This is a genomic window from Corynebacterium sp. c3Ub_189 (assembly GCF_039907195.1).
GTDB lineage: Bacteria > Actinomycetota > Actinomycetes > Mycobacteriales > Mycobacteriaceae > Corynebacterium.
Genome location: NZ_JASBOF010000007.1, coordinates 68,997 through 83,136, shown reverse-complemented (window position 1 = coordinate 83,136; position 14,140 = coordinate 68,997). Strand labels below are relative to the sequence as shown.

Sequence of the window (14,140 nt, the reverse complement as noted above, 5' to 3'; positions counted from 1 at the left end):
GCGCGGCGCGCGGTTAACAGAGTGAAATTTGTACGTCCCAACTCGGGCACGATCCACGCTAAGGGTGTGGAACCGACCCGTAGTCCAACCCTGAGGGAATATATATGAAGAAAGATATTCACCCAGATTACCACCCGGTAGTCTTCCGTGATGCTGGTACCGGTCACTCCTTTTTGACCAAGTCCACCGCTTCCTCCGACCGCACCGTTGAGTGGGAAGACGGCAACGAGTACCCACTGATCGTCGTTGACGTTACCGCTGAGTCCCACCCGTTCTGGACTGGTGCACAGCGCGTTATGGATACCGCCGGCCGCGTCGAGCGCTTCAACCAGCGCTTCGGTGGCATGGCACGCCGCAAGAAGAAGAACGCGTAAGGAGGAGAGTAGAAAATGGCAACTCCTAAGTTTAAGAAGTCCCGTGCGAACACCCACGCACGCCGTTCCCAGTGGAAGGCTGACAATGTAGCCCTCCAGGACGTCACCATCGACGGCCAGACCGTCCGTATCCCGCGCCGCCTGGTTAAGGCTGCCAAGCTGGGCCTGGTTGACGTAGAGCAGTTCTAAGCTCGCTCTTTAATCTCCCCGTCCGCTCTCGATTAGAGGGCTGGGCGGGGATTTTTAGCTTTAGAAGCGTTCTATAAGCATGTTTTAGCCGTATTTGGGGGACTGTGGGGGTAAATATTTCCCTAAACTTCATGAAGTTGACTGCCATAAGTAATAATTAGGCCTATGAAAATCCTTGTGGTGGATGATGAACAAGCCGTCCGCGAATCGCTACGCCGTTCCTTACGCTTTAACGGCTACGAAGTGCTGACCGCTAACGACGGCTTGGAGGCCGTGGAGACGGTGCGTGCTGAGAATCCCGAATTGCTGATTCTGGACGTCATGATGCCCAACATGGATGGCCTCGAGGTGTGCCGCAGCCTGCGCAGTGAGGGTTGGGACCGTCCGATCCTCGTTCTAACTGCGCGCGATGGTGTTTCGGACCGAGTGGCTGGCCTTGATGCCGGCGCTGATGACTACCTGCCAAAGCCGTTCGCATTGGAGGAGCTCTTGGCCCGTGTGCGCTCCTTGGTGCGCCGCGCCTCCGCAGATTCCATCGCAGCTGAAGCCCCAGTGGAAAGCAAGCTGAGCTTCGAGGACCTTGAACTCGACGCTGATACTCGCGAAGTCAGCCGCGGTGGCCGTGCAATTTCCTTGACTCGTACCGAGTTTGCGTTGCTGCAGCTGCTGATGGAAAATCCCCGCAAGGTTCTCTCCCGCAGCAAGATCTTGGAAGAAGTATGGGGCTACGATTTCCCTACCTCCGGCAATGCTCTCGAGGTCTATATCGGCTACCTGCGTAAGAAGACCGAGGGCGAGGGCGATGCTCGCCTCATCCACACGGTCCGTGGCGTGGGCTATGTTTTGAGGGAGTCTAATCCGTGATTTTAAGGAAGCCCGCTTCCCCTGCGGTGGCTTCCGGTAAAGTACAGTCCACCCCTCTTACCGAGTTCTCTGATCGTCAGGGGAGTTGGGCTTCACGGACGCCACTGCGGTGGCGCCTTGCTACTGTTACTGGCCTTGTGGTGGCCGTAGCCGTTGCCTTGATGACGTTGGCAACGTATTGGGTTGTTTCTATGTCCCTTACTGCCTCAGTCGATGACCGCTTGGAGGCCAAGGCCGATGTCTTGTTGCGGCAAAGCCAAGACCCGCGGTTCATGGATAACGTGGATCAGGAAATCGAGGACTTTAAGTCCTATAACCCCGGCACCCGCGTAGCCCTATCGCCGCCCTCCATGAGCTTTTCCTACGGCGACACCATTCCTGTGGGCGGGGACTTCCACCGGACGGAGGATTACACGGAAACTTCCGTGCGTACCGTCGGTGGCGAGCGGGTGTTGGCCAAGCGCCATGATCTCGGTTCTACCGTGGTCGTCGCTCAGTCTCTCGCTCCTACGCAAGGGCTCATAGCCATCTTGGGCACGGTGCTTCTGATTATCGTTGGCCTTGGCATCTTGCTCGCCATTTTTGCAGGCCTCATCGTGTCCAAAACCGGTATGCAACCCATCGCCCGGTTGAAGCGAGCGGTGGATTACGTGACGCAGACCAACGACCTGCGTCCTATTGAGGTCTCTAATAACGACGAGATGGCGCAGTTGACCACCTCCTTTAACCAGATGCTGGAGGCACTGCAGGAATCCCGTTCGCAGCAGTCTCAATTCGTAGCCGATGCCGGACACGAGCTGAAGACCCCGCTGACCTCTATGCGTACCAATATTGAGCTTTTGATGATGCTCAACCGCGCCGGTGGTGGCTTTGGTATGAGCGATGAGGACCGCAAGGACCTCGAAGATGACGTCATGTCCCAGATGAATGAGCTCTCCACCTTGATTGGAGACCTCGTTGATTTGGCGCGCGAGGACGGCAATGAGCGCGAACCGGAGCCGGTGGACCTTTGTGAAGTCATGATGGCTTCGCTGGAGCGTGCGCGCCGCCGCCGTCCCGATGTGGAGTTCTTGGTGCGCTTTATCCCGTGGGAGCTGGACGGCGACCCCTTCGCATTGGGCCGTGCCACGCTTAATCTTATGGATAATGCGGCTAAGTGGTCGCCGGCTACTGGCACGGTGCGCGTGTCTATGGAGCAGCTATCCACCCACGAGGTGCGCCTGCGCTTTGATGACTCCGGGCCTGGCATTGCACCGGAGGAGAGGGAGAAGGTCTTTGAGCGCTTCTACCGTTCGGCAGAAGCGCGCTCCATGCCGGGCTCAGGCTTGGGCCTGGCCATTGTGAAATCGGTGATTGAACGTCACGATGGCACCATCAAGATCCGCGAGTCTAATGATGGTGGTACCCGCATGGAAGTCATCTTGCCGGGCAAGCCTGTGTCGGGTGAGGTTTTCGTGGACGGTTTGGCAGATCCGCATGAGGGGCTGTCGGGTGGTAAGGAAGACCCGAGCGACCGCGGTGAAATCTTTGCGCAGCGCTGGTTCAATCAGGGCTAGCGTATAAGCGTTTATACTGGTGAGGTAATACAGCAACCTTTCAGGAATTCCTAGTAGGTTGGCAGATCAGTATCAGTCTTGACCAAGCGAAGTGAGGCATAGTTTTCTCATGAACATGAGGAATGACGATTACCGCGGCTTTGATGGAAACTCCCCGGAGGGAGCGTCCCAGGAAGGTCCGGGTAGGGCCGAGCCGGTTCAGGGTGGTCCGAACTTTGGAGAAACCAACCAGCAAGATGCCGTGGCTGGCAACGCTGGCCCCTACAGTGACGGATTTGGTCTTCACAGCGGCGCTGGCGCGCAGGCACAAGAGACCGGCTCCTATTCGCAAGGCTGGAACCAACCGCGCGGCGGTGCTGAAGGCACTGACCCGCGAACGCTAGGTTCGCTGGGGCCCTATCCGGATGCCCCACAAACACAAAGCTTTAGCGGTCAGTGGCAGGAAGGCCCGATGGTCACTCCGCTGCCTCCGCAGCCGGAGCAAAAGAAGAAAATTGGCTTGGGCGCCGCCACCGCTCTGGCGGCCGTTGCCGCCATCGCCGCAGGCTCGATTGCCGGTGCTGTGGTCGGCATGAGTTCCGGGGGAGGCAATAACGATACCTCTGTAGTCAATGAAGCCCTCAAGGCTGAGCCGGCCAACAATAGCACCGGTAAGGAACCGGAGCAGGGTTCCGTTGAAGAAGTTGCCTCTAAGGTTTTGCCGGCGGTGGTTTCTATCCAGACGATGACTCGAACTGGTGGGGCTGAAGGCTCCGGTTCTGTCATCTCCCCAGATGGTTATGTACTGACCAACCACCACGTGGTTGCCGGTGCTGAGCAGGGTGGCATGATGCAGGTGACCATGAATGACGGCAGCAAGCATGAAGCTGACGTGGTGGCCTCGGATGCGAATACGGACGTGGCCATCGTGAAAATCAAGGACGTCAAGGACTTGCCCTTCTTGCAGTTCGGCGACTCCGATTCCGTTGCCGTGGGTCAAGAGGTGGTGGCCGTGGGTTCTCCTTTGGGCCTGAACGCTACCGTGACCTCCGGCATCGTATCGGCAAAGAACCGTCCCGTGCGCGCATCCCAGGAGGGTGGCGAGTCCTCATTGATTGACGCCATTCAGACCGATGCTGCAGTTAACCCTGGCAACTCCGGCGGCCCGTTGGTGGATCGAGACGGCAATATCGTGGGCATGAACTCCATGATTGCTTCGCTGTCTAATAACTCCTCCGGCGAGGGCGGCTCCATTGGCTTGGGCTTTGCAATTCCATCCAACTTTGCCAAGCGCATGGCAGATGAGCTCATCAATGACGGCAAAGTTTCCCACCCAACCCTTGGAGTGAAGGTGCTAGCGCGCGACGACGGCAATGGTGCCCGCATCGCCGAGGTAGAGCCGGGCGGTCCAGCAGATAAGGCGGGCTTGAAGGATGGCGACATTGTCACCCGCGTCAACGACCGCCTGATTGAAAACGCTGATGCGCTCATCGCGGCGGCGCGATCCCAAGATTTTGGCGCGACGGTGACCTTGGAAGTTACCCGCGAAGACTCGGATGAATCTCGTCAGGTAGAGGTAACCCTCTCGGGCGAGTAAATTACTGTGCAAGACCTCATTAGGTGCTGAATGCGCCGTACCTCACCCCGCCACAAGGCTGTATTGCCTTAACTTAAGGAGAAAAATGCCAGATTCGCAGCACGATGTGACCGACTCCGCGCAGCCTGACGGCGCGAATAAGCGCGATTCCTTGATGGATGTTGCCGAACCCGATGATGCCTTCCTGTTGGCGAGCGAGCAGGAGGATAGCCTTGCCGCCCCGCGCCGCGGGCTCATCGTTATTGTCACTGATCATCCTGGTGAGCAATCCGATAGCACTTCTCAGCTGGTAAGTGAGTTGCTCGCGGAGGCCAATTTCCGCGTTGATGGCGCCATCGTGGTGCGTTCCAAGAAATCCAAGATCCGTCAGGCCATTGAGACCGCCGTGGTCGGTGGCGTGGACGTGGTCCTCACCGTGGGCGGCACCGGTGTCGGTCCACGCGATAAGACTCCGGAGGCTACGCGGTCCGTCATCGACAAGATGGTTCCGGGTGTGGCACAGGCGCTGCGTTCTTCTGGCCAAGCCTGTGGCGCGGTGGATGCCTGTACGTCCCGCGGTCTATCGGGGGTTTCGGGTTCTACCGTCGTGGTCAACCTTGCCTCGTCGCGCGCTGCCATCCGCGACGGCATGGCTACCTTGGCGCCTCTGGTTCACCACCTCATTGACCAGCTGCAGCAGTCTAGTGTCCAGTAACTGCAGGGTATTTTCTATGACGTCGCGGAGAAACCGCCGGCGGGTATTCCGCCAATCGGATGCTGCCGGCTATGACCGTAGTGCTGATAAGCCCGGCGCACCCGCTTCCCACGGTGTTGATGAAGAGAGAATCGTTACTGTCGATGACGCGGATTCGGTGGCGGCAGAGGGGGAGTCCGGTCAGCGTGATGAGCAATTCTACCGAGAAAACCAGCCCCCACACTACGGCGGCTAGTGCCTAAAACAGGATGCAGGTCTGCAGTCACACAGGTACCTAAAAGCCCGCGGTTTCGCTTCCGAAGAAGTGAAACCGCGGGCTCTGCGCTGTATATGCAGCGAAGGGAACTAGGCCTGGTGACGGCCGCCGTCGGTGGAACCGTTATCGGCGTCGGTAGCACCGTGGGCGGAACCGTCAATGCCGGTACCCGGGATGTCCTTATCGGAGACGTTTTGGGCCTCGAGCAGGTCGCGGATTTCCGCGAGCAGTTCCTCGGTAGTTGGGGCAGGGGCCTCAGGGTCTACACCGTGGCGGCGCTTCGCAGCTTCGGTGAGCTTGTTGAGCGGCATGACGATGAGGAAGTAGACCACGGCGGCGATGATGAGGAAGTTAATCGCTGCAGTGATTACTGCGCCGAAGTCCACGAAGGTGTTCTTGTTGTCGGTGATTTGGAAGCCCAATCCGTCCACCTCAGCAGAGCCAAGGGAATTGATGATCGGCTGGATGATCGAGTCAGTAACGGCGGTGACGATTGCGGTGAAGGCGGAGCCGATGATGACCGCGGTGGCAAGTTCGATGACGTTGCCACGCATAATAAAGTCTTTGAAACCCTTGAGCATAGTGATATGCACGAACCTTTCTGGGAATAACTAAGGGTAGTTAGAAACCATGGACATGGCGAAACTTTAGTGCAGCTGTTAACCAACCACAACTGTTGTGGCTGAAATGGTCTAGCGTTGTTGCGGGTGAGCGCGGTCACCAACAATGACCACCGTGAGTGGTTGGCTTAGCGACGCCGCGGCTACATCATTGGCGTGGTCATGGGGCAGCGCGAGCAAAACAGTAGAGGAAGAGGCCTCGCCCTCGGAACTAGAGGTCGACACCACGCGCCCGCCGGTGGCGATAACGCGCGCGGTGGGCGTTGCGGGAGCCGACCCCTCTTCGGCCGGGGAGGATGCGGCGTCGACGGCGGTTACCACGTCCACGGTATCGCCATGGTGTAGGTGGGGGATGATATCTGGCTCGGCGAGCTTCACCGGGATCATCCGTGCAGCCGCGGCGTCGGAGCCGCTAACCAAGCTGGAGACGAGGTCTTCTCCCAAAAGGCGAGCATCGGTAATCACTTCGCCCTTGCCGGCTGCCGCGGTAATGACCCGGCCGCTCAGCTCTTCTGGCTCTACAGCTACCGCCGAATCGGGGATGGAGGAGGCAGGAAGGCGGGCTAGGTCGACGTCGGCAAGCGCCAGCTCCGCCCCTGCCGGCAGATCGCGGCTAAAGACGGGCACGCGCGGTAACTCCTTGGCCGCCGAAAGAGCCGAAGCCAGTGCGGCAATAAGAAGGGCCACCGCAATGGCGCGGCGCACTACAACGCCGCGGCGGTGGCCAGGGGTACGAAGGGTGGAAACGAGGCGGGGCATACGCGAAGTGGGCATACTCTTTTAGACTGCCCGAAACCGCGCATGGTTCCCGCGCCCTTAAAACTAGAAGCGGGTAATGCCCTCGGCGGTGACGGCGGCATCAACCTTGCGGTCATGGTCCTCGGTAGGCAGCTCGTCTAGGAATTCGGAGGGATAGACCATGGCGAAAACCGGCGGCTTGCCGTGGGGAAGTGGCTCCAGCGCGCGGTCATAGTAGCCGCCGCCCTTGCCCATGCGGTTGCCCTTGGCGTCTACTGCCATGGCGGGGGCAAGCACCAGATCGCACTCGGCCAGCACGCTGCTATCAAAACTTGGGCCCTGAGGCTCATTCAAACCCAATGGGCTGGTGTGCATTGTTTCCTTGCCGCGGTATTCGGCGAAAGTCAACGTGCCATTTTCGCCGGAGATTGGCAGGAGGACGCGGGAGACATGCTCCTTGAGCCACGGCACAAAGTCCGCACCACCGGGCTCAGAGCCCAAGGGCCAGTAGGCGGCCACGGTCATGGACTCGGTGAGCTCGGATTCGAGATGCTTGCGCACGGCGGCGGTAAAAGCATCGTGGTCCTCGGAGGAAAGTTGGCGGCGGGCCTGGACCAAGCGGGCGCGCAGCTCGTTTTTGGCGGTGATGGAAGAGGTCATAAATAAATCATAACCCCACGGCGTAGCGGTGCACGGGAAAATAATGTGGCGTTGTACGCTATTGTGCATGGCTATAGAACGCGAAGATTCCGCCCGCGGAATCACCACGGTTGTAGTTCCAGCGGCAGGTATGGGCACCCGATTTTTGCCCGCCACCAAGACGGTTCCAAAGGAACTGCTGCCCGTTGTTGATACTCCCGGCATCGAACTCATTGCAGAGGAGGCAGCGTCTGTCGGCGCGCGCCGCCTTGCGGTGATTACCGCGCCCGATAAGCAAGAGGTCATGCGCCACTTCGAGGCTTTCCCCGAGCTGGTAGAGACCCTCGAATCTCGCGGCAAGGACGAACAGGTGGCCAAGGTCAAGCGCGCCAACCAGATCATTCACCCCGTTGCGGTGGAGCAGGAAAAGCCGCTGGGATTGGGCCACGCGGTGGGCCTTGCCGAAGAGGTGCTTGAGGAAGACGAGGATTCCTTCGCCGTCATGCTCCCTGATGACATTGTCTTGCCCGCCACCGTCATGGCGGATATGGCGCGTGTGCGCGCGGCATTGGGCGGCAGCGTGCTGTGCGCCTTCGAGGTCCCGCGCGAGCAGACCTACAACTACGGCGTCTTCGACGTGGAGGATACCGATGCCCCTGGCGTGAAGAAGGTCGTGGGCATGGTGGAAAAGCCGGCAGTAGAGGATGCTCCTTCTAACCTCGTGGCCACCGGCCGCTACCTTTTGGACCGCAAGATCTTTGATGCCCTGCGCCGCATTAAGCCGGGCAAGGGCGGCGAGCTGCAGCTTACTGACGCCATCGAGCTCCTCATTGAGGAAGGCGAGCCAGTCCACGTGGTAGTCCACCAAGGAAAGCGCCATGATTTGGGCAATCCCGGCGGCTATATCCCCGCCAACGTGGACTTTGGCCTGCGCGATGAAAAGTATGGTCCCACGCTGTATAAAGCGATTAAGCAAATCATGGCCGAGTATGAGGACGAGCACGGCCTAGCCTAGGGCTTTTCCCGGTGGCCAAGGACATGGAAGCGAAGAAAGGGCGGGCATAGACCTTATGCGTTCAGTTGATGACCAGTTGGCGCTGGTAACGGATGCGGCGACGACGCCGGAGCCGGTGCGCATCGGTATTTCCAACGCGCTGGGTTTGATGTGCGCCGAGCAGGTACAGGCTAACCAGCCCCTGCCAGGCTTCCCGCAGGCGGCGATCGATGGTTACGCGGTGCGCGCCGTGGATATTGGAGGCGAGCGGGGCCTGCGGGTGCGCCGCCACAAGGACCAGGAAGAACAGTCCGCAGAGGGTGAAGAGGATGCGGATTCCCCGCAGCCGGAGGTAGAGCGTTCCTTGCCCGTGGTGGGCGAGGTTCCGGCCGGCTCCAAGCAGCCGCTGCGCCTGCAACCTAAGCAAGCGGTGCGCGTATATACGGGTGCGCCTTTGCCCACGCTTGCCGACGCCGTCCTTCCCCTCGAGTGGACTGACCGCGGCCGCAAGCGCGTTACCGCCCACCGCCCGGTGCGTTCTGGTGACTTTGTGCGCCGAGTGGGCGACGATATTCAGCCTGGCGATGTCGCCGTATCTTCCGGCACCGTCTTGGGGCCTGCCCAGATTGGCCTTCTAGCCGCGGTGGGCCGCTCAAAGGTGCTGGTGTATCCGCGGCCGCGTATTACCATCATTTCCTTTGGCCGCGAGTTGGTTGACTTGGATCAAGAACCGGCACTGGGTCAGGTTTTTGACGTGAACTCTTATTCCTTAGCTGCCGCGGCCCGTGAAGCCGGGGCAGAGGTGCACCGCGTAGGCATTGCCGAGGGCGAGCCGCGCCGCATCCGCGAAGCGTTGGAAAAGCACATTGCCCGCAGCGAGGTGCTGGTAATCTCCGGCGCAGTGGGTGGCGCTGGTGCCGAGGCTATCCGCGAGATCCTCGACGACCTTGGTGATGTCGATACCTCCCGCGTGGCCATGCATCCCGGCTCCGTTCAGGGCTTTGGACTGGTGGGCGAGGAGCGCATTCCTACCTTCTTGCTGCCGTCCAATCCGGTGTCCGCGCTTGTGGTCTTTGAGGTGTATATCCGCCCGCTCATCCGCTTGGCGCTGGGCAAGCGCAATGCGCACCGTCGCGTGGTGCGTGCCCGCGCGTTAAACCACATCGATTCTCGTCCTGGCCGGCGCGGCTTCATCCGTGCTCGTCTGATGCGCGATGCCGAAACCGCGGACTACTTGGTGGAAGGCCTCGGCGGTGCCGCAGGGGCCCCGGCACACCTCTTGGCCGGCCTTTCAGAGGCTAACGCCATGATTCGCGTGCCGGAAGAGGTCACGGAAATCCGCCCAGGCGATGTGGTTGATGTGTTGTTTTTGACCCAGCGCAGCTAATGCTCGATCCTTTCGGCAACGCGGCGGATAGGTTCCGCCATCCTGCTACCGGCCCCACCGATGACATGCATCCGGGGTGGCCGGAATCTACTCCTATTGTCCAGCTTCCCTCCTCGTCTGTCTTTCCCTCGGGGGCGCGGATGCGCTTGCGCCCCCTGCTGCGTTCCGACGGCCATGAGTGGCGGCGTCAGCGCATCGACGATGAAAGTTTCCTCCGCCCGGTTGAGCCGACCCAAGCCGCACCGTGGGCGGAGGCGCATAGCCAGCAGGCGTGGTGGAATCACCTGATGTACCTGCGCACCGCCGCGCGTGAGGCGCTGGTGGTCCCGCTCGTCATTGAGGTGGAGGGGAAATTCGCAGGGCAGGTAACCCTGGGAAATATTCAGCATGGAAGCATTCGCGATTGCTGGATTGGCTACTGGGTCTATTCCGCGGTTCACGGCGCCGGGGTGGCTACGGCCGCCACCGCCTTGGGGGTGGACCACGCCTTTGGGCGGGTGGGTTTGCACCGCGTGACCGCTACCTATCTGGAGCACAACCCGGCCTCGGGTCGCGTCTTGGCCGCCAACGGATTCCGGCATGAAGGGTATTTGCGGCGCAATTTGCATATCGACGGCGCGTGGCAGGACCACCACTACGTGGCGTTGGTGAAAGAAGACTTTGCCTCTACGGCGGTGGAGCGCCTGCGTCAAGCTGGACGACTGGCGTGAAATAGCTTCCCAAGCGCTGGGATTTCCACCTCAATTTTCACATAAGTCACAACATTGTAATTTGTGCGAATTTGGGGTGCTACGGTGCGGTTTCACCGTTTAAGGTGGAGTAATCATCTGTATTCAAGGGGAAGGTCCTTTTCGTGTCGACAGCTGTGCCGATTATCGCGATCATCGTGGTGTGGCTCTTCGTGCTCGCACCGTGGCTATTGGGTAGGAATAATCGCCCAATGAGCCATACCGGTGAGGCCTTTGAAGATACCCGGGTCCTCTTTGAAGGAGATTCCGGCAAGGTCGCCGGCCGGCGTCGTCCGCGCCTGCGCGCCGGCGACGTCCACCGTCGTGACGATGAGGCCGAGGCGGACTACGAAGTCGTCGAGGCCGCAGACGCTGCCGACAGTGAATCCGATAGTAAGGCCACCAAGTCCTCGTCGCGCTCCGTAACTATTGCCGGTGCCGCACGCCGGGCCAAGTCCCAGCCCTTCGGTAGCGGTAGCCGTGCGTTTACTGCAGCATCCGCCTCCACCGCTGGTGAAGAATCGACGCAACAGGCAGAAACCATCGATGGTGAATTGGTGGAAGAAGCGATTGCAGAAGAAGACGAGACTGCAGTCGAGCCACAGGCAGCTGCGGTTCCTGTCTCCCAGCAGGCTGATGCGGACAAGGAAGCCAGCACCGCAGAGGCGGACGATGTCGATGACGTGCTCCTGGAGGACGAGGACGACACCGCGGACGAGTCCACTAAGGACAAAGCCTCCGATGTTGCCGCCGCCGAGGCTGAGGTCTTTAGCGCCCCAGCTGTCTCTAGCGTGGCGAGCGATGCTTATGCCTATGACGAAACCTATACCTCGCCGGTAGACCTCATGTATCCGGGTGCCGTAGACAAGGCCGAGGACAGTGAAGACGACTGCGCAAATTCTGCCAGCGCGGATGATGCCGAGCCTGCATCTGCAGAAACGGTGGATACCGAGGGAGCTGAAGAACTCGCTGAGACCGCCGAAGCAGACGACGCCGGCATGGATACCGACCTGTCCGAGGACGAGGTCGAGTTCGCCCAGCGTCGTTTGGGTCGCGGTGGCTGGGACCCGGTAGCGGAAAAGGAAAAGTCGGCGACGCGCTACCAGCGCCGTCAGCGCACCCTGCTGGGGCTTGCCGTGGCCGTGGTGCTCACGGTAGCCCTCGGCATTGTAGTCGGTGGCTGGACTTGGTGGTTGGCTGCCGTCGCCGGCGTGCTCACCGTGGCCTACTTGATCGCCCTTCGCTCCCAGGTACGCCAGGAACAGGCACTAATGCGCCGCCGCGTGCGCCACCTGCGCCGCGCCCGCTTGGGCGTGCGCAACACCGAGGATGAAGAGCTGAAGATTCCGCGCAATCTGCGCCGCCCAGGCGCCGTGGTTGTGGAAATCGACGATGAAAGCCCGGACTTCGTGCACCTTCCGCTGAGCTATAGCGATGGTGAGGACGGCGACTTTGACGGCCCGCACGCCGGGCCCGATGGTTATGGCCGTCGCGATGACCTAGCGGCCCGCCGCGCTGGATAAGCGCGCGTAGCGGACTAGCTAGCAGCGCCGTGAAGCTCGTCAGCGCTCGTTGTCTGCGAGTTCGCGAGCGCGTTGTATTCCTGCGCTAGGCCATAATTCGGCACGCCGCTCTCCAGCCACACCCCGGAGGTACCGCGGCGATGGGAGCCGATAAGGTGCGTGTCAATCATGCCGATGGCCTCCATGAGGGCGAAACAGGTAACCGGTCCAACGAAGCGAAAGCCCTTCTTCTTAAGCTCGCGGGACATGAGCTTGGACTCGTAGCTCTTTTTCGGAATATCTTCCATCACTGTGGGGTAGAGGTTCTCCGGAGGTTGGTAGGCCCAAATGAACTCTGCCAGCCCGCCTTCCTCGCGCAGAGCGATGGTCGCCTTGGCGTTATTAATCGCGGCGCGGATTTTGGTTTCGTTGCGGATAATGGAGGCGTCGCCAAGCAAACGCTCCACGTCTGCCTCGCCGAATTGGGCGACCTTGTCCGGATCGAAGTTACAAAAGGCCGCGCGAAACGCCTCGCGCTTCTTGAGCACCACAGCCCAGGACAGGCCGGACTGGAAAGACTCGAGGCTCAAGCGCTCGTAGAGTCCAGCTTCATCGAAAATGGGCAGGCCCCATTCGGTGTCGTAATACTCCTTCAGCATTGGCGAGGACATCGCCCAAGGCGGGCGGCCCAGGCCATCATCGTCATAGACCAAGGTGGTGCGCTCTTCGGACTGCGTAGTTGGTTCGCTCATGGTGTTCTCCTTTTATCTTTTGTGCGTGGTTCCCATTGAAACAGCCCGCGCGGCCGTGGTCTTTTCCTTCCCCCCGCCAAAGGGCGAATTTCCCAGGAGTATAGGTGTAGTCCATTGCCTTCGCATCGGGCGAGGGGTTCAGGGTAATCTGTTCAGCATGAATAGACCTGCCGTACGCGATGCCGCACTGCTTATTTTTCGAGCGGTCCTCGGATTAATCTTTATCGCACACGGCGTGGACAAGATGTTTATGACCGGCATGGATGAAACCGTGGGGCAATTTTCCGCCCTAGGGGTGCCACAGCCACAGCTTTCCGGCTATATCGCCGCCATAGGAGAGATGGCCGGCGGTGCATTCCTCGTCGTTGGTCTGCTCACCACCTTTGTCGCCGGGGCACTCGCATTGCTTATGGGGTGTGCCCTGTATTTCGTGCACCTGGGCCATGGGCTTTTTGCTGCCGACGGCGGAATCGAATACCCACTGGTATTGCTGTTATCCCTGCTGATGATCGTAATTTTTGGCTCCGGTAGAGCCAGCATGGATGGGGTGCTCAGCAATGTTGACGCATAGCCAGGTTCAGGCGGCAATCTCCGCGCACATGGATGGAGAGCACTCCGATCTGCCCCAGGACGTTATTGATACTCACCTGGAAAGCTGCGCCGAATGCCGCGCTTTCCGCGATAAGGCGGCCGCGCTATCGCGTTCATTGAGCTTTGTGGAGCCCGTGGAATCCGGCTTGGCTCCGCCCACGGATCTTTCTGATGTCATCTTGGCCGGCGTGGAGCCGGAATGGCGACGTACCTCGAGCGCGCGCCAAGCTAACCTGACGGTCGCGCGCGCCGCCATGGTTCTTATGGGGGCCATCTTTGCAATCTGGGCAGTGGTGCTCATCGTGCACGCCTCCGGGCTCGTACCGTTGGGTGCGGAAGGAAGAGTTCTAGATCCCACTGCGGATCCGGAGCGAGCCAACCTGCTGATGGAGGGCGCGGCAGTGCGCTTTGGCATGGCCTGTGGTCTTTTCTTCAGCGCCTGGCGCCCCGCGGCGGTCACCGGACTGCTTCCGGTATCGGCCACGATGTTTGCCTTCCTCTTCGGCTTTGGCATGCGCGATATAGCGCTGGGTACCGTAACCATTGAGCAGGTGTATTTCCTTATCGCCACTGCGCTTGCGACTCTTAGCCTGGCGTGGGCCTGGGCGGCGGAAAAGGGCTACCTGGTGCGCGCGTGGTGGAAGTCCCTCAACGCGCAGCCGCAATAAACTCCGCTCTGG

17 protein-coding genes are annotated in these 14,140 nt (G+C 60.1%); 13 read left to right on the top strand and 4 right to left on the bottom strand.

Going from position 1 to position 14,140, the window contains the following annotated elements; genetic code table 11:
- Nucleotides 1-104: 104 nt before the first annotated feature.
- From QKD99_RS05135 to QKD99_RS05105, 7 genes are all read left to right on the top strand, one after another.
- Complete coding sequence (locus QKD99_RS05135) at nucleotides 105-374, top strand: type B 50S ribosomal protein L31 (protein ID WP_005323793.1); 270 nt, start codon at nucleotides 105-107, stop codon at nucleotides 372-374.
- A gap of 15 nt (nucleotides 375-389) precedes the next feature.
- Nucleotides 390-563, top strand: a complete 174-nt coding sequence (gene rpmF / locus QKD99_RS05130; protein ID WP_239279236.1) for a 50S ribosomal protein L32 — start codon at nucleotides 390-392, stop codon at nucleotides 561-563.
- Between the two features lie 165 nt (nucleotides 564-728).
- Nucleotides 729-1,427, top strand: coding sequence for a response regulator transcription factor (locus tag QKD99_RS05125; RefSeq protein WP_284766849.1), 699 nt, complete (start codon nucleotides 729-731; stop codon nucleotides 1,425-1,427).
- Nucleotides 1,424-2,983, top strand: coding sequence for a HAMP domain-containing sensor histidine kinase (locus QKD99_RS05120; RefSeq protein WP_347950888.1), 1,560 nt, complete (start codon nucleotides 1,424-1,426; stop codon nucleotides 2,981-2,983). Before QKD99_RS05125 ends, QKD99_RS05120 begins: the two co-directional genes overlap by 4 nt.
- Nucleotides 2,984-3,092: 109 nt before the next feature.
- Nucleotides 3,093-4,559 (top strand): trypsin-like peptidase domain-containing protein, encoded by a 1,467-nt coding sequence (locus tag QKD99_RS05115; protein ID WP_284844127.1) that lies wholly within the window; start codon nucleotides 3,093-3,095, stop codon nucleotides 4,557-4,559.
- An 85-nt stretch (nucleotides 4,560-4,644) separates the two neighbouring features.
- Complete coding sequence (locus QKD99_RS05110; protein WP_297552871.1) at nucleotides 4,645-5,253, top strand: MogA/MoaB family molybdenum cofactor biosynthesis protein; 609 nt, start codon at nucleotides 4,645-4,647, stop codon at nucleotides 5,251-5,253.
- Between the two features lie 16 nt (nucleotides 5,254-5,269).
- Entirely contained in the window at nucleotides 5,270-5,488 is a 219-nt protein-coding gene (locus QKD99_RS05105) for a hypothetical protein (protein WP_284814566.1), read from the top strand.
- A 110-nt stretch (nucleotides 5,489-5,598) separates the two neighbouring features.
- Here the strand turns inward: QKD99_RS05105 and mscL are convergent, their stop codons facing one another.
- The 3 genes from mscL to QKD99_RS05090 form a co-directional block, all read right to left on the bottom strand.
- Nucleotides 5,599-6,090, bottom strand: coding sequence for a large conductance mechanosensitive channel protein MscL (mscL, locus tag QKD99_RS05100; RefSeq protein WP_347950903.1), 492 nt, complete (start codon nucleotides 6,088-6,090; stop codon nucleotides 5,599-5,601).
- Nucleotides 6,091-6,201: 111 nt separating this feature from the next.
- Complete coding sequence (locus tag QKD99_RS05095) at nucleotides 6,202-6,888, bottom strand: SAF domain-containing protein (RefSeq protein ID WP_347950902.1); 687 nt, start codon at nucleotides 6,886-6,888, stop codon at nucleotides 6,202-6,204.
- Between the two features lie 63 nt (nucleotides 6,889-6,951).
- The gene (locus QKD99_RS05090; protein WP_347950887.1) at nucleotides 6,952-7,527 is read right to left on the bottom strand and encodes a 5-formyltetrahydrofolate cyclo-ligase; all 576 of its coding nucleotides are present in this window, start codon (nucleotides 7,525-7,527) and stop codon (nucleotides 6,952-6,954) included.
- 67 nt (nucleotides 7,528-7,594) lie between these two features.
- Between QKD99_RS05090 and QKD99_RS05085 the strand changes: the two genes are divergently transcribed.
- The 4 genes from QKD99_RS05085 (at nucleotide 7,595) to glpR (ending at nucleotide 12,138) form a co-directional block, all read left to right on the top strand.
- A complete protein-coding gene (locus QKD99_RS05085; protein WP_239279244.1) occupies nucleotides 7,595-8,521 on the top strand; it encodes a UTP--glucose-1-phosphate uridylyltransferase in 927 nt (308 codons plus the stop codon).
- Nucleotides 8,522-8,576: 55 nt separating this feature from the next.
- On the top strand, nucleotides 8,577-9,887 hold the full coding sequence (gene glp / locus QKD99_RS05080; RefSeq protein WP_005329134.1) for a gephyrin-like molybdotransferase Glp: 1,311 nt from the start codon (nucleotides 8,577-8,579) through the stop codon (nucleotides 9,885-9,887).
- Complete coding sequence (locus QKD99_RS05075) at nucleotides 9,887-10,597, top strand: GNAT family protein (protein ID WP_347950886.1); 711 nt, start codon at nucleotides 9,887-9,889, stop codon at nucleotides 10,595-10,597. Before glp ends, QKD99_RS05075 begins: the two co-directional genes overlap by 1 nt.
- A 143-nt stretch (nucleotides 10,598-10,740) precedes the next feature.
- The gene (glpR, locus tag QKD99_RS05070; RefSeq protein ID WP_347950885.1) at nucleotides 10,741-12,138 is read left to right on the top strand and encodes a gephyrin-like molybdotransferase receptor GlpR; all 1,398 of its coding nucleotides are present in this window, start codon (nucleotides 10,741-10,743) and stop codon (nucleotides 12,136-12,138) included.
- 14 nt (nucleotides 12,139-12,152) lie between these two features.
- On the opposite strand, the gene QKD99_RS05065 is transcribed toward glpR, so the two are convergent.
- Complete coding sequence (locus QKD99_RS05065; protein ID WP_239277777.1) at nucleotides 12,153-12,869, bottom strand: DNA-3-methyladenine glycosylase I; 717 nt, start codon at nucleotides 12,867-12,869, stop codon at nucleotides 12,153-12,155.
- A gap of 157 nt (nucleotides 12,870-13,026) precedes the next feature.
- Between QKD99_RS05065 and QKD99_RS05060 the strand changes: the two genes are divergently transcribed.
- Together QKD99_RS05060 and QKD99_RS05055 are read left to right on the top strand one after the other, a co-directional pair.
- Nucleotides 13,027-13,440: a DoxX family protein gene (locus QKD99_RS05060; protein WP_049379053.1), complete on the top strand. Its 414-nt coding sequence runs from the start codon at nucleotides 13,027-13,029 to the stop codon at nucleotides 13,438-13,440.
- A complete protein-coding gene (locus QKD99_RS05055) occupies nucleotides 13,427-14,128 on the top strand; it encodes a zf-HC2 domain-containing protein (RefSeq protein WP_347950884.1) in 702 nt (233 codons plus the stop codon). The genes QKD99_RS05060 and QKD99_RS05055 overlap by 14 nt, the downstream gene beginning before the upstream one ends.
- The last annotated feature ends 12 nt before the right edge of the window (nucleotides 14,129-14,140 follow it).

Coding starts and splice junctions, on each gene's coding strand:
- QKD99_RS05135 (WP_005323793.1), top strand. CDS start 105: ATGAAGAAAGATATTCACCCAGATTACCACCCGGTAGTCTTCCGTGAT.
- QKD99_RS05065 (WP_239277777.1), bottom strand. CDS start 12,869: ATGAGCGAACCAACTACGCAGTCCGAAGAGCGCACCACCTTGGTCTAT.
- QKD99_RS05115 (WP_284844127.1), top strand. CDS start 3,093: ATGAACATGAGGAATGACGATTACCGCGGCTTTGATGGAAACTCCCCG.
- QKD99_RS05105 (WP_284814566.1), top strand. CDS start 5,270: ATGACGTCGCGGAGAAACCGCCGGCGGGTATTCCGCCAATCGGATGCT.
- QKD99_RS05085 (WP_239279244.1), top strand. CDS start 7,595: ATGGCTATAGAACGCGAAGATTCCGCCCGCGGAATCACCACGGTTGTA.
- QKD99_RS05060 (WP_049379053.1), top strand. CDS start 13,027: ATGAATAGACCTGCCGTACGCGATGCCGCACTGCTTATTTTTCGAGCG.
- QKD99_RS05095 (WP_347950902.1), bottom strand. CDS start 6,888: ATGCCCCGCCTCGTTTCCACCCTTCGTACCCCTGGCCACCGCCGCGGC.
- QKD99_RS05125 (WP_284766849.1), top strand. CDS start 729: ATGAAAATCCTTGTGGTGGATGATGAACAAGCCGTCCGCGAATCGCTA.
- QKD99_RS05075 (WP_347950886.1), top strand. CDS start 9,887: ATGCTCGATCCTTTCGGCAACGCGGCGGATAGGTTCCGCCATCCTGCT.
- rpmF (WP_239279236.1), top strand. CDS start 390: ATGGCAACTCCTAAGTTTAAGAAGTCCCGTGCGAACACCCACGCACGC.
- QKD99_RS05110 (WP_297552871.1), top strand. CDS start 4,645: ATGCCAGATTCGCAGCACGATGTGACCGACTCCGCGCAGCCTGACGGC.
- mscL (WP_347950903.1), bottom strand. CDS start 6,090: ATGCTCAAGGGTTTCAAAGACTTTATTATGCGTGGCAACGTCATCGAA.
- QKD99_RS05055 (WP_347950884.1), top strand. CDS start 13,427: ATGTTGACGCATAGCCAGGTTCAGGCGGCAATCTCCGCGCACATGGAT.
- glp (WP_005329134.1), top strand. CDS start 8,577: ATGCGTTCAGTTGATGACCAGTTGGCGCTGGTAACGGATGCGGCGACG.
- QKD99_RS05090 (WP_347950887.1), bottom strand. CDS start 7,527: ATGACCTCTTCCATCACCGCCAAAAACGAGCTGCGCGCCCGCTTGGTC.